The 11,948-nt window shown below is 38.7% G+C and carries 15 protein-coding genes and 1 riboswitch; of the genes, 7 read left to right on the top strand and 8 right to left on the bottom strand.

The annotated features are described in order from the left end of the window. Nucleotides 1-128 precede the first annotated feature (128 nt). Nucleotides 129-1,064, bottom strand: coding sequence for a metal ABC transporter solute-binding protein, Zn/Mn family (locus CCK98_RS26480; protein ID WP_088089338.1), 936 nt, complete (start codon nt 1,062-1,064; stop codon nt 129-131). Nucleotides 1,065-1,278: 214 nt separating this feature from the next. Between CCK98_RS26480 and CCK98_RS26475 the strand changes: the two genes are divergently transcribed. After that, a complete protein-coding gene (locus CCK98_RS26475; RefSeq protein WP_088089337.1) occupies nt 1,279-1,851 on the top strand; it encodes a carbonic anhydrase in 573 nt (190 codons plus the stop codon). Here the strand turns inward: CCK98_RS26475 and yidD are convergent. Next, entirely contained in the window at nt 1,848-2,075 is a 228-nt protein-coding gene (gene yidD, locus CCK98_RS26470) for a membrane protein insertion efficiency factor YidD (RefSeq protein ID WP_088089336.1), read from the bottom strand. The two genes, CCK98_RS26475 and yidD, sit on opposite strands and share 4 nt — an antisense overlap. A gap of 141 nt (nt 2,076-2,216) precedes the next feature. Between yidD and CCK98_RS26465 the strand changes: the two genes are divergently transcribed. Next, a complete protein-coding gene (locus tag CCK98_RS26465; protein ID WP_088089335.1) occupies nt 2,217-2,690 on the top strand; it encodes an S-ribosylhomocysteine lyase in 474 nt (157 codons plus the stop codon). Between the two features lie 61 nt (nt 2,691-2,751). Here CCK98_RS26465 and ytzI read toward each other — a convergent pair whose 3' ends face one another. Together ytzI and CCK98_RS26455 are read right to left on the bottom strand one after the other, a co-directional pair. Then, a complete protein-coding gene (gene ytzI / locus CCK98_RS26460) occupies nt 2,752-2,925 on the bottom strand; it encodes a YtzI protein (protein ID WP_088089334.1) in 174 nt (57 codons plus the stop codon). A gap of 111 nt (nt 2,926-3,036) precedes the next feature. Next, nucleotides 3,037-3,294 carry a DUF6154 family protein gene (locus CCK98_RS26455; protein WP_066258317.1) on the bottom strand — a complete coding sequence of 86 codons (258 nt, stop codon included), beginning with the start codon at nt 3,292-3,294 and terminating at the stop codon, nt 3,037-3,039. Nucleotides 3,295-3,495: 201 nt separating this feature from the next. Here CCK98_RS26455 and CCK98_RS26450 point away from each other — a divergent pair, with 201 nt between their 5' ends. Both CCK98_RS26450 and ytkD read left to right on the top strand, forming a co-directional pair. Beyond that, the gene (locus CCK98_RS26450) at nt 3,496-3,813 is read left to right on the top strand and encodes a hydrolase (RefSeq protein ID WP_088089333.1); all 318 of its coding nucleotides are present in this window, start codon (nt 3,496-3,498) and stop codon (nt 3,811-3,813) included. A gap of 88 nt (nt 3,814-3,901) precedes the next feature. Next, entirely contained in the window at nt 3,902-4,384 is a 483-nt protein-coding gene (gene ytkD, locus CCK98_RS26445) for an RNA deprotection pyrophosphohydrolase (protein ID WP_088089332.1), read from the top strand. 207 nt (nt 4,385-4,591) lie between these two features. Here ytkD and CCK98_RS26440 read toward each other — a convergent pair whose 3' ends face one another. Genes CCK98_RS26440 through CCK98_RS26430 form a run of 3 tightly spaced genes read right to left on the bottom strand, consistent with a single transcriptional unit; the run spans nt 4,592 to nt 7,192 of the window. Then, complete coding sequence (locus CCK98_RS26440) at nt 4,592-5,398, bottom strand: ABC transporter permease (RefSeq protein ID WP_256942466.1); 807 nt, start codon at nt 5,396-5,398, stop codon at nt 4,592-4,594. Next, the gene (locus CCK98_RS26435; RefSeq protein WP_088089330.1) at nt 5,379-6,155 is read right to left on the bottom strand and encodes an ABC transporter ATP-binding protein; all 777 of its coding nucleotides are present in this window, start codon (nt 6,153-6,155) and stop codon (nt 5,379-5,381) included. Before CCK98_RS26435 ends, CCK98_RS26440 begins: the two co-directional genes overlap by 20 nt. Before the next feature lie 20 nt (nt 6,156-6,175). Further along, a complete protein-coding gene (locus CCK98_RS26430; protein WP_088089329.1) occupies nt 6,176-7,192 on the bottom strand; it encodes an ABC transporter substrate-binding protein in 1,017 nt (338 codons plus the stop codon). A 124-nt stretch (nt 7,193-7,316) separates the two neighbouring features. On the opposite strand from CCK98_RS26430, the gene CCK98_RS26425 reads away from it, so the two are divergent. Continuing rightward, a complete protein-coding gene (locus CCK98_RS26425; RefSeq protein WP_088090549.1) occupies nt 7,317-8,111 on the top strand; it encodes a S9 family peptidase in 795 nt (264 codons plus the stop codon). 37 nt (nt 8,112-8,148) lie between these two features. Then, nucleotides 8,149-8,391 carry a DUF2584 domain-containing protein gene (locus CCK98_RS26420; RefSeq protein ID WP_088089328.1) on the top strand — a complete coding sequence of 81 codons (243 nt, stop codon included), beginning with the start codon at nt 8,149-8,151 and terminating at the stop codon, nt 8,389-8,391. 44 nt (nt 8,392-8,435) lie between these two features. On the opposite strand, the gene pckA is transcribed toward CCK98_RS26420, so the two are convergent. Then, on the bottom strand, nt 8,436-10,022 hold the full coding sequence (pckA, locus tag CCK98_RS26415) for a phosphoenolpyruvate carboxykinase (ATP) (protein WP_088089327.1): 1,587 nt from the start codon (nt 10,020-10,022) through the stop codon (nt 8,436-8,438). A 251-nt stretch (nt 10,023-10,273) separates the two neighbouring features. After that, nucleotides 10,274-10,413, top strand: a riboswitch (SAM riboswitch). A 200-nt stretch (nt 10,414-10,613) separates the two neighbouring features. Between pckA and metK the strand changes: the two genes are divergently transcribed. Next, nucleotides 10,614-11,813 carry a methionine adenosyltransferase gene (metK, locus tag CCK98_RS26410; protein WP_088089326.1) on the top strand — a complete coding sequence of 400 codons (1,200 nt, stop codon included), beginning with the start codon at nt 10,614-10,616 and terminating at the stop codon, nt 11,811-11,813. The last annotated feature ends 135 nt before the right edge of the window (nt 11,814-11,948 follow it).

The following is an 11,948-nucleotide window of genomic DNA, read 5'->3' as shown; positions in this document are numbered from 1 at the left end:
CGCCGAGGAGGCTCCCCGGACCGCCCGCGGAAAGCACGCGCCTGGAGTGGAAATCAACATCCAATTTTAATAGAGAATTAAAAAAATGAACCAGGTTAAAAGCGGCCTGGTTCATTTCATCTTCAAATTTAGTTATTTAAGGCTATTTCTAATGATTCAAGATTTTTATTCATTAAAGAAAAATAGGTTTCCTTGTTTTTGATGTTGTCGTTAGACAAAACAGCAAGATTATGAATGTGTAATGCTTTTGCCCCAATTTCTTTTTGAACAATTTTTCCAAGTTTTGATTGGACATTTTGTTCGAAAAGCATATAGTGTAAACCATCATGTTCAGCTACAGAAATAATTTTTTCTAATTCCTTTTGGGTCGGCTCATTAGCAGTCGAAAGACCTGATATGCTGATTTGTTCAATTCCATAACGTTTTTCCCAATAACTGAACGCCGCATGTGTAACGATAATCTTTTTATGCTTCGCATGTGTAAGTGTCTGCTTATATTTAGTATTTAGTTCATCTAACTTTTGGGCAAGTTGTTTAAAATTCTCATTGAATAGTTTTTTGTGCTGCGGCATTTGTTTAATTAAAGAATCACGGATGACAGCAGCCATTTCCTTAGAATAAATGGGGTCAAGCCATACATGTGGGTTGACATCCGAATTGCTATGGTCATGTTCTTCTTCATGTGAATCGTCGCTTTTTGGGAGTTTTAGTTCCTCAGCCGTTGGGATTAATGTTACATGTTCATTTTTCAATGTTCCTTTTGCTTTTTCCACAAATCCTTCAAGTCCAAGTCCAATGTAGAAAAATAGGTCGGAATCGGCTAAATTCATCATATCCTTTTGGGATGGTTCAAATGTGTGTTCATCTGCCCCAGGTGGATAGATCGTTTTTACATTTACATATTTTCCACCAATTTGTTGAGTAAAATATTGAAGTGGGAATACTGTTGTATAAATAGTTAACTGGTCCTTCTTTTTTTGTTCATGGTCTTTACCATTTGAACACGCGGACAACAGAAGACTTATTGGTAACAGAAAAGAAAGGAAAAGGATGATTTTTTTCATAAAGACTCCTTCAATATATTATTAAATCGGATTAATTACGATTTATTATCGAAATTTTTTTTGAATTCTGAATGATTATGAATGCATAATACGGAACGATTCCGATTTCCATTAGTATCTTACAAAAAAATTTCCTCAAAAGCAAGTATAATATTTGGTTTCATCATTAAAAATTAGGTATGCTAAGAAAGAAACAAAAGAAAGGATGGTTATCATGAGTAACCCTACATTATTGAATGAGCTGTTAGACTATAATAAAAAATTTGTGGAAAACCACGAATATGAAAAGTATGAAACAACTAAATTCCCTAATAAACGCATGGTGATTCTTACATGTATGGATACCAGACTATTGGAATTATTGCCGAAAGCATTGAATTTGGGAAATGGTGATGCAAAGCTCATAAAAGACGCTGGCGGCCTAGTGTCACACCCTTTTGGAAGTGTGATGAGAAGTATACTGGTTGCTGTTTATCAATTGAAGGCTCAAGAGGTTTTAGTCATTGCCCATTATGATTGCGGCATGAGCGGTCTTAAAGCTGAACCAGTGATTGAGAGTATGATGGAGCGTGGAATATCAGAAGAAACGATAGACACTCTTACATATTCTGGAATCGATATTAAAAAATGGCTTCATGGATTTGATAATGTGACCGAGAGTGTTGAGCACAGTGTAGATATCATAAAAAATCATCCATTAATGCCAAAGGGTGTTCCTGTTCATGGATTGGTTATCGACCCAAAGACAGGAAAGCTTGATTTAATTGTTGATGGCAATAAGAATTAAAGCTTCTCTTTTTCAGGAACAGGATCCAAGCCACCAGGATGAAAGGGATGACATTTTGATATCCTTTTGATAGTGAGCCAGCCGCCTTTTAAAGCACCAAACCGCCCAATCGCTTCCATACCATAATGGGAACAAGTAGGATAAAAACGGCAGGTCGGCGGTTTTATAGGTGAGATAATAATTTGATAAAAACGTATAATCGCTAGGAAGACTTTTTTTAACATGTCAATCTCTCCTTAACTACAATTAACTACAAGATACCATAAATAAATAATATCGTCTAAATTGTTAATTGTATGTAAGTGGATGAAAAAACTCGGAATTTATTGTATGATAAATGGTAGATAAAAAAAGGAGTGATATCGATGCCTTCAGTTGAAAGCTTTGATTTAGATCATAACGCTGTTAAAGCCCCTTATGTGAGACATTGCGGGGTCCACAAAGTTGGAAGTGACGGTGTTGTTAATAAATTTGATATTCGCTTTTGCCAGCCCAATAAACAGGCGATGAAACCTGATGTCATTCATACACTAGAGCACTTGCTTGCCTTTAATCTTCGTGAGCACTCCGAGAAGTATGATCACTTTGATATTATCGATATTTCACCAATGGGCTGCCAAACCGGCTATTACCTTGTTGTCAGCGGCGAGCCGACTGTGGAGGAAATCATTGATCTTCTTGAGGATACGATGAAGGCTGCAGTTGAAATCGTCGAAATTCCTGCTGCAAATGAACGACAATGCGGCCAAGCAAAACTGCATGATTTGGAAGGCGCTAAACGTTTAATGCGTTTCTGGCTTGAACAAAACAAGGAAGACCTTAAACAGGTATTTGCTTAATTAGAAAAGCAGAAGCTAGACAAATAATAAAAATTCCTATTCTACTTGAATAGGAATTTTTTTAAGCTTTATTTTGGTCCTGATTATGTTCTTGGTCCTTCTCTTGGTCAAGATATGGATTATTTTCTATTGGGTCCACAGTATGTTTATATGTGTAGGCTTTAGAAGTGGTGCCCACGGCTAGAAGCAGGACAACGATAACAATAATAATACAAATAACAGCTACTACATACATTCGTGTAAATGCCTCCTTTTTTCTTAATTGTAGCATGAATGGATGCTTTTTTGAGAAAAGAAAAAGGGAAGCCCGCTGTTTGAGCTTCCTTCCTTATGTTTTTATGTACAATCAATGAATATTTCGAGGATGGTAAGTATTTGTGCGATGTTGTCCGTACTCTTCTTGGGCAAATTTACCTTTCAAACTTTCAATTAAATAAATACCCATTAAATTGTATAATTCCTGCTTATCCATTTCTTGGATTAAAGCAAGTAGATCCTCATGTGACATCTCTTCTAAAAAGGCAAATGCCAGCATGTCGATATCCTCTTCATCACCGGTTAGCTTGTTTCGGTACATTTCGTACAACTCATCAACTAATTTCATTTCGATACACCTCCTAGTTATTCTTTTCCCTTATAAACATAAAATAATTCTAACTTAACCGTTTGTAAATTAACAGAAAAATCTGTTTCTTTGATTGTATGTTTATTATAGCGTATTCATTTATAAAAAATGAATCGAAATTTGACAAAGAATAAATTTTTTCTATTTGCAAATTACTAATGAGTAAAAGGGGATGACATAATGGATCAGCAAAAGAAGACCTATTATATTGATGTTGGAAGCGGTGAAATATCTCAAAGTGCAACAAGTTCAACCTGGAGCTATAAAATACAGGCAGATAATGAAGAAATAACCCAGCTGCGCGAGCTTTTTGACCAAAACTATTCCACCGAGTGGAAAAACTTCTTTAGAGCCCATGTGCCATATGTTGAGTATCATTATGACCGTGAAAACGATGCATATGACAGTACGATTCAGCAAGTTTATGGGATGTTGCATAAGCTTGGTGACGCGGAAGCAAAAAATCATATTGAAAGTATGAATATACTACCAAAATAAAATTTTCACCCTGTAAGAAAAATCCTAACTTTAGGATTTTTCTTTTTTTTATTATAATTAAGTATAAAATAGTTGAGGCGGAAATTAAATGATGCGTTTTTTAGATGAAAATGGGAATCCTGTAGAATTGTCTTTTTTACCAAATGCTTTCGAAGAGGCAGCAAAGCATGTGTTAGTCATTTGCCAGTATGGGGAAGAGTGGCTATTGACGAACCATAAAAAAAGAGGACTTGAATTTCCCGGTGGAAAAATGGAATCAGGGGAAACTCTTGAAGAGGCAGCCCAACGAGAAACCTATGAGGAGACAGGCGCAATCCTAGGTGAGCTAAAATTTATTGCTGAGTATAAATTTACCGACCCGATGAGGTCTTATGTGAAGGCTGTCTTTTGGGGAAAGGTCGCTAGGGTTGAAGAAACGACAAGTTACCACGAAACCAATGGTCCTGTTGTTGTTAAAGGAGATATATTGCATCAGCGATTTGGGGATGATTACAGCTTTATTATGAAAGACCAAGTCGTCGAGCAATGTGTTAAACTCATTCAAAAGGTACAAAACGAAAGGCTTTGTTAAAGCTAAATGGAGTTTTAAACACTCTGTTGATTGGAGCGGAATGCGCGAGACTCCTGCGGGAGTACTGGGCAGGGGAGACCCCACAGCCGCTTAGCGCCGAGGAGGCTCCCCGGAACGCCCGCGAACCGCACGCGCATGGAGCGGAAATCAACAGACAAATTAACACAGCCAAACAAAAAAGAATAGCAGAAAGTATATGACAATCCACTATTCTTTGATAATTTTTTTCTCTAATAATTCAACAAGCTGGTACATAATGGTAGCAAATATTGCGATAACCAAAAGAGATAAGAAAACAAGTGTAAAATTAAATACTTGGAAGCCATAAATGATCATGTATCCAAGTCCTCTAGAGGATACAAGGAATTCACCTACGATCACACCGACCCAAGACAGACCGACATTTACCTTAAGAGTAGAAATAATCGTTGGAAAACTAGCGGGTAGGATCGCTTCTTTGAAGCATTGCCAACGAGTTGCTCCGAAAGTTTGGAGTACTTTAAGATAATTCGGATCCACCTCTTTAAATGAGGTATATACCACAATGGTAGTAATGATAATTGAGATAATTGCGCCCATGGCAATAATCGATGAATACCCAGGACCTAGCGCCACAATCAAAATGGGCCCTAATGCGACTTTCGGCATGGCATTTAAAATAACAAGATAAGGATCAAGCACCCTTGAAATTATTGGCGACCACCAGAGGATAGCAGCTAATATCGTACCCAGTAAGGTGCCTAGAATAAATCCTAGGACGGTTTCCGTTAAGGTTACGCCAATATTGCTAACTAAAGTTCCATCCTGAATTTTTTCCAGGAGTAAGTTCCATATCTTTGAGGGAGAACTGAAAAGAAGCGGGTCAATCCACTGCTTTTGACTAAACAATTCCCAACTAGAGAAAAAGACGATAAAAATGATCGCCTGATAAAATCCGACCCATCTTTTTTCAACCTGCAGTGATTGAATATAATTTTTATGGAGGAGTTCCAGCTTATTCTTTTTCTGGGTCAAGAGACTCCAACTCCTTCCATATGGTTTGAAAGATACTTGAAAATGCCTCATGATTTCTTGCTTCAAAGGGGGATATATTTCTTAGTTCCTCCGGCATTGTAAATGTTTTATAGATTCTTCCAGGGCTTGGTGAAAGCAGAAAAACGCGATCGCTCATGGCAATAGCCTCACCAATATCGTGAGTAACGAGAATAGCTGTTTTTCCAAAATCATCTAATGTTTGTGATACTAAATCCTCCAATTTAAGCTTGGTTTGATAATCAAGAGCGGAAAAAGGCTCATCAAGCATAAGCAGTTTTGGTTCTGTGGCAAGCGTCCGGACGAGAGCCACCCGCTGCCTCATACCCCCAGATAATTGCCTAGGAAGCTGTTTTTCCACCCCGGTTAATCCGATTTGGCTTAACAGGCCAAGGGCAGCCAATCTCGTTTTTTGATTCAACTGCTTTGATAACTTCAAACCAATCAGGATATTCTCTTCAATCGTTTTCCAAGGGAACAAATAATCTTGTTGGAGCATATAACCGATTTGGTTTTTCGCGGTAGTTACCGGCTTTTTTTCTAACAAGACAGTACCTTGCGTTGGTTTAAGCAAACTAGAAATAATGGAAAGCAGAGTCGTCTTACCACAGCCGCTGGGGCCGAGGAGGGAGACAAACTCGCCCTCCTCCACTGTTAATGAAATATCGGAGAGGGCCGTGGTGGCAGAGGCTTTAGTGAAATAGGTGTGATGAATATTTTGAACGGTCAAAAAGCTCATAAGGACGGCCTCCCTTTCCTTTATTCTTTTATTATCTTGTCAGCTATCTCTGTATTTACAAGTGTTTGATGATCTACTTCTTTTGGCAGTACTCCTGCTTCGTTCATGATGTTTTGTAGATTGTTCCACTCCTCTTGGTCTAAGATAGGATCTGTTGCAAAAGATCCTTGATTTTTATAACGCTCAATAACAGTGGTCATAATTTCTAAATCTGTATCTGGGAAAAACGGTTCCACCGCTTTGGCAATTTCCTCAGCACTGTGCGACGCTACCCATTGTTGAGCTTTGTAAATTGCTCGTGTGAACTTTTCAACAGTTCCCTTATTTTCTTTCATATAGCTTTCCTTGGACATAAACGTAGTATATGGTACGTGGCCAGACTCTTTACCGAAGGAAGCAACAATATGACCTTTTCCTTCTTTTTCAAAAATACTTGCCGTTGGCTCAAATAATTGCACAAATTCGCCCGTTCCAGAAGCAAATGCATTGGCGATATTGGCGAAATCAATATTCTGGATTAAGTTCAAATCCTTTTGTGGATCAATCCCATGCTTCTTTAAAACAAATTCACCAACCATCTGTGGCATGCCGCCTTTACGTTGGCCTAAGAAGGTTTTTCCTTTTAGGAGATCCCATGAAAAATTATCAATCTTTTCTCTAGCAACGAGGAAAGTACCATCAGTCTGGGTTAATTGTGCAAAATTGATGACTGGGTCGTTTGCTCCTTGGGCATAAACGTAAATCGATGTTTCTGAACCAACTAGGGCAACGTCGGCCCCCCCAGAAATCAGAGTAGTCATGGTTTTGTCTCCGCCGGGTGTTGTTGTTAGCGTGACGTCTAAACCTTCAGCTTTGAAAAAGCCTTTGGCTAGGGCAACATACTGCGGGGCATAGAAAATCGACCGGGTAACTTCAGCGATTCGAACTTTCTCAAGTTTCTTTGTTTCATTTTTTGTGGAGCTATTACAAGCGACAAGTGAAAACATAAGTATAGTGATGAGCAGAAAGGAGAAACTGAACTTTAACGATTTTTTCATGAAGCGAGCCTCCTTATTTATCATAAAAAATCTGGGCTAATTGCCTAAGATATCGTATGAAGAGGAGAAAAATGTGTGAATGCCTAGAGAGAATAAATTTTATAAAAAAAGGGAAGTTTTGCTGATGAGCCAATACAATGATGGAAAGATTGTTGATATCACGCGCTTTCCTTCTCCAAATCCCAATATTGAATTAAAAGTAATCACTTACCTTTCCAATGGATTACGGGTGAAAGGAATGCTTGCGGAACCGATTGGGGAAGGTGAGTATGATGGATTCCTTTATTTACGCGGCGGCATTAAAAATGTTGGTAAAGTTCGACCAGCAAGGATTGCCCAGTTCGCAGCGGAGGGCTTTGTTGTTTTTGCGCCTTATTATCGTGGAAATCAAGGTGGGGAAGGCAATGAGGATTTTGCCGGGGACGACAGGGAAGACGCCTTTTCCGCCTTTTTGCTGTTAAAATCTATGCCCAGATTACGTGAAATACATATATTTGGGTTCTCGCGGGGTGGTGTAATGGCGCTTTTGACAGGAATTGAGTTCCCTGAGACCGCGTCTGTTGTCAGCTGGGGCGGGGTCAGTGATATGTCCCTCACCTATTTGGAACGTAAAGATTTACGGAGAATGATGAAGAGAGTCATTGGCGGAACTCCTCAGAAATTTCCGGAACGGTATCAAGACAGGACCCCTCTTTATCAAATAGAAAAGATGACAGCCCCTGTCCTGATTATCCATGGTGTTAAAGACGGAAATGTTTCGGTGGAGCATGCGTATCGTCTTGAAAGAAGGCTGAGGTTAGTAGAAAAACCAGTCGATGCATGGTATTTTAACGAATTTACACATTACTTCCCACCAGCAGTAAATAGAAAAGTCGTGAATGATTTAACGAAGTGGATGAAAAGTCATCGCAAAAGATGATAATATATAGATATTACAAGTAGAGGAGCGGATGTTTATGGGTATGCCTCTTGAGTTAAATACGATGATAGTAACTAAAGGTAGAGAGAAACGAGTGGAAGAAAACGTCTTTTTGCTAGAAAAAGAAGGGTACAGACTTTATCCAATTGAGATTCCGATTGATGTAAGAAAAACAATCGATAGTGATTCAAGTGGTACCGCATTGATAAAAAAAGTTGAGTTGCAAAAGAACAGCACGACCATAACCTATCAATTAATTTCATTAAATTCGACTAACTGATAATGTAAGAAAGCCCATATCGAATCGATATGGGCTTTCTTACATTATGCTATTGGACCGCCTTTTTCTTCAATATCACGTGAAACATTAGTGAATTTTTTAAAGTTTTCGCGAAACTTTGCGGCTAATTCTATTGCTTTCTTTTCATATGCTTGCGAATCCGACCAAGTTTTAATCGGCTGTAGGACTTCGTCTGGTACACCTGCAATATGGAGCGGGATATTTAATCCAAAGATCTCTTCCTTGACAGTCTCTACATGGTTTAATTCTCCCTCAAGAGCGGCTTCAACCATAGCGCGCGTGTAGGAAAGTTTCATTCGATTACCGACCCCATATTCGCCGCCGGTCCAGCCAGTATTGACTAGAAAAACATTGGCATTGTGCTCAAGTATTTTTTCACCGAGCATTTTTGCGTAACGAGTCGCAGGCAGCGGCAGGAATGGAGCACCAAAGCAAGTGGAGAAGGTAGCTTGTGGTGAAGTTATTCCACGCTCTGTTCCGGCTAGTTTTGAGGTGTAGCCACTTAAAAAGTGATACATTGCTTGTTCCCTTGTTAATTTTGAAATTGGAGGCAATACTCCGAATGCATCAGCGGTTAAAAAGACAATCGTATTTGGGTGGCCAGCGATACTTGGTTGAACAATATTATCAATTGCGTCAATCGGATAAGCGGCACGTGTATTTTCGGTCAACGTTCCATCATCATAATCAGGGATTCTTGATTCCTGGTTCAATGTTACGTTTTCTAGGACAGTTCCAAAGCGGATGGCATCAAAAATTTGCGGCTCCTTTTCACGAGAAAGATTGATACATTTTGCGTAGCAGCCCCCCTCGATATTAAAGACACCATTGGAGGACCAACCGTGCTCATCATCCCCAATTAATCGACGATTGGAATCGGCTGATAAGGTTGTTTTGCCAGTTCCAGACAAGCCAAAGAATAAAGCAACATCGCCTTCAATCCCAACATTTGCAGAACAATGCATCGAAAAAATATTGTTTTCAGGCAGTAAATAATTCATTACAGAAAAAATCGACTTTTTCATTTCACCTGCGTATTCTGTACCACCTATTAAAACAATTCTTTTTTCAAAAGAAATCATAATAAACGCTTCCGAGTTGGTGCCATCGATAGCCGGATCTGCCTTGAAATTAGGTGCAGAAATAACGGTAAATCCAGCATCATGGGCAAGTAGTTCATCATCCGACGGGCGAATAAATAACTGGTGTACAAATAAATTTTGCCAAGCTAATTCATTTACCACTTTGATGGATAAACGTGATTTTTTATCAGCACCCGCAAATCCTTTAAAAACAAAGATCTCATTTTTCTGTTGTAAATAATTTATGACCTTTTGATAAAGCTTTGTAAAAACCGGTTCTGAAATTGGTTGATTGGTCGTGCCCCATTCAATTTTGTCTTTAGTTGAATCTTCTAAAACAATGAATTTATCCTCTGGAGACCGGCCAGTATATTTTCCAGTAACGACACTAATTGCTCCCGTAGAAGTTAGTGCTCCTTCATGTCGGGTTAAGACTTTCTCAACTAATTGAGGAACAGATAATTGCACATGAACATGACTTTCATTTAACAATTGATTTAATTCATTAGGAGTATCAACAGAATTCATTTAATGAGACCTTCCTTTATTTTAGTTTTTATGTTGTTAATAATATAAAAAGTATAACACATTAGTCGAATTGATGTATCCTATTTAACTAAATTTATATATTATAAAACTTTAATTGAAGATATAAAAAATATTTATAAATAGAGACTAACTTACTTCGTATTATTCCCATTTTGTTGTGAAAAACATTTCTTAAAAAATTCATTGACATTGTTGGGAAGTGTGATATTATTCTAATTTGAACGGATACTCTCTTATCCTGAGCTGGTGGAGGGACAGGCCCAATGAAACCCAGCAACCTGCAGTATGAAAAGATTGACCACTTAAAAGGTCCTTTTCAGGATGCGAAGGTGCTAATCTGACGCAAGGCTTTGACCTTGAACGATAAGAGCGAAAGGCCCGGAACAACCTTTCCTCTCTGGTAAGGTTTTTTGTTTTGTATAAGTCCTTTATGAAAAGAGTCTCTAATAAAAATCCTTTGTTTATTACATACTAAGGGAATGAGTACCGTATCAAATTCTCGAAGTTTAAGGAAGTATTCCTGTAACCTTCCTAAAACCTCGATTATCTCATATTATAGGAGGAATTCAGATGTCAACAAAACGTCGTTTGTTCACTTCTGAATCAGTTACTGAGGGTCATCCTGATAAGATCTGTGACCAAATTTCTGATTCCATTTTAGATGCTATTTTAGCAAGGGATGCTAATGCCCGTGTTGCGGCTGAAACTTCAGTAACAACAGGACTAGTTCTAGTAGCAGGAGAAATCACCACATCTACCTACGTGGATATTCCAAAAATTGTTCGTGAAACGATTAAAAACATCGGCTACAATCGCGCGAAATTCGGTTTTGACTCAGAAACCTGTGCTGTTTTAACATCTATTGATGAACAGTCTCCAGATATCGCGATGGGTGTTGACCAAGCTTTGGAAGCGCGTGAAGGTCAAATGTCCGATGAACAAATCGAAGCAATTGGTGCAGGGGACCAAGGTTTAATGTTTGGTTTTGCTTGTAATGAAACAAAAGAGCTTATGCCTCTTCCCATTTCACTAGCGCACAAACTTGCTCGCCGTTTAACAGAAGTACGTAAAGATAAGGTTCTTGATTACTTACGTCCAGACGGAAAAACACAAGTAACGGTTGAATATGATGAGAACGATAAACCAGTACGCATTGATACGATTGTTATTTCCACTCAACACAATCCTGAAGTTGAGTTAGAGCAAATTCAACGTAACTTGAAGGAATATGTTATTAATCCGGTAGTTCCAAAAGAATTAATCGATGAAAAGACAAAATACTTTATTAATCCAACCGGCCGTTTCGTTATTGGCGGACCACAAGGAGATGCTGGCTTAACAGGCCGGAAAATCATCGTAGATACGTATGGTGGATATGCTCGCCATGGCGGTGGTGCCTTCTCTGGTAAGGATCCTACAAAAGTGGACCGATCAGCTGCCTACGCAGCACGTTATGTTGCTAAAAACATCGTTGCTGCTGGCCTTGCTGATAAGGTAGAAGTTCAACTTGCTTACGCTATTGGTGTAGCAAGACCTGTTTCGATTGCTGTTGATACGTTTGGTACAGGTAAAGTAAGCGAAGATGTGTTAGTTGACCTTGTAAGTGAAAACTTTGACCTTCGCCCTGCAGGTATCATTAACATGTTGGATCTTCGTCGTCCAATTTACCAACAAACAGCAGCTTACGGTCACTTTGGCCGTACTGATGTGGATCTTCCTTGGGAGCGCACAGATAAAGTAGAAACATTACGCCAACAAGCAAATCAATAAAACGTTATGGGGGTTACATTCTACATGTAGCTCCCGTTTTTATTTCTCCGTCTATTTACCTGTATAGTAATTCAATTAGTGAATAAAATGTAATGTTTAAGCAGGTCAAAAGAAGTGAAAAATGATGATATTAAA

Source organism: Bacillus sp. OV166 (assembly GCF_900177675.1).
Taxonomy (GTDB): Bacteria; Bacillota; Bacilli; order Bacillales; family Cytobacillaceae; genus Neobacillus.
This window is presented reverse-complemented; position numbering and strand designations above follow the sequence as displayed.

What these genes read in the sequence shown, in the direction of transcription:
- CCK98_RS26480 (WP_088089338.1), bottom strand. Translation starts at nt 1,064, where the DNA reads ATGAAAAAAATCATCCTTTTCCTTTCTTTTCTGTTACCAATAAGTCTT.
- CCK98_RS26475 (WP_088089337.1), top strand. Translation starts at nt 1,279, where the DNA reads ATGAGTAACCCTACATTATTGAATGAGCTGTTAGACTATAATAAAAAA.
- yidD (WP_088089336.1), bottom strand. Translation starts at nt 2,075, where the DNA reads ATGTTAAAAAAAGTCTTCCTAGCGATTATACGTTTTTATCAAATTATT.
- CCK98_RS26465 (WP_088089335.1), top strand. Translation starts at nt 2,217, where the DNA reads ATGCCTTCAGTTGAAAGCTTTGATTTAGATCATAACGCTGTTAAAGCC.
- ytzI (WP_088089334.1), bottom strand. Translation starts at nt 2,925, where the DNA reads ATGTATGTAGTAGCTGTTATTTGTATTATTATTGTTATCGTTGTCCTG.
- CCK98_RS26455 (WP_066258317.1), bottom strand. Translation starts at nt 3,294, where the DNA reads ATGAAATTAGTTGATGAGTTGTACGAAATGTACCGAAACAAGCTAACC.
- CCK98_RS26450 (WP_088089333.1), top strand. Translation starts at nt 3,496, where the DNA reads ATGGATCAGCAAAAGAAGACCTATTATATTGATGTTGGAAGCGGTGAA.
- ytkD (WP_088089332.1), top strand. Translation starts at nt 3,902, where the DNA reads ATGATGCGTTTTTTAGATGAAAATGGGAATCCTGTAGAATTGTCTTTT.
- CCK98_RS26435 (WP_088089330.1), bottom strand. Translation starts at nt 6,155, where the DNA reads ATGAGCTTTTTGACCGTTCAAAATATTCATCACACCTATTTCACTAAA.
- CCK98_RS26430 (WP_088089329.1), bottom strand. Translation starts at nt 7,192, where the DNA reads ATGAAAAAATCGTTAAAGTTCAGTTTCTCCTTTCTGCTCATCACTATA.
- CCK98_RS26425 (WP_088090549.1), top strand. Translation starts at nt 7,317, where the DNA reads ATGAGCCAATACAATGATGGAAAGATTGTTGATATCACGCGCTTTCCT.
- CCK98_RS26420 (WP_088089328.1), top strand. Translation starts at nt 8,149, where the DNA reads ATGGGTATGCCTCTTGAGTTAAATACGATGATAGTAACTAAAGGTAGA.
- pckA (WP_088089327.1), bottom strand. Translation starts at nt 10,022, where the DNA reads ATGAATTCTGTTGATACTCCTAATGAATTAAATCAATTGTTAAATGAA.
- metK (WP_088089326.1), top strand. Translation starts at nt 10,614, where the DNA reads ATGTCAACAAAACGTCGTTTGTTCACTTCTGAATCAGTTACTGAGGGT.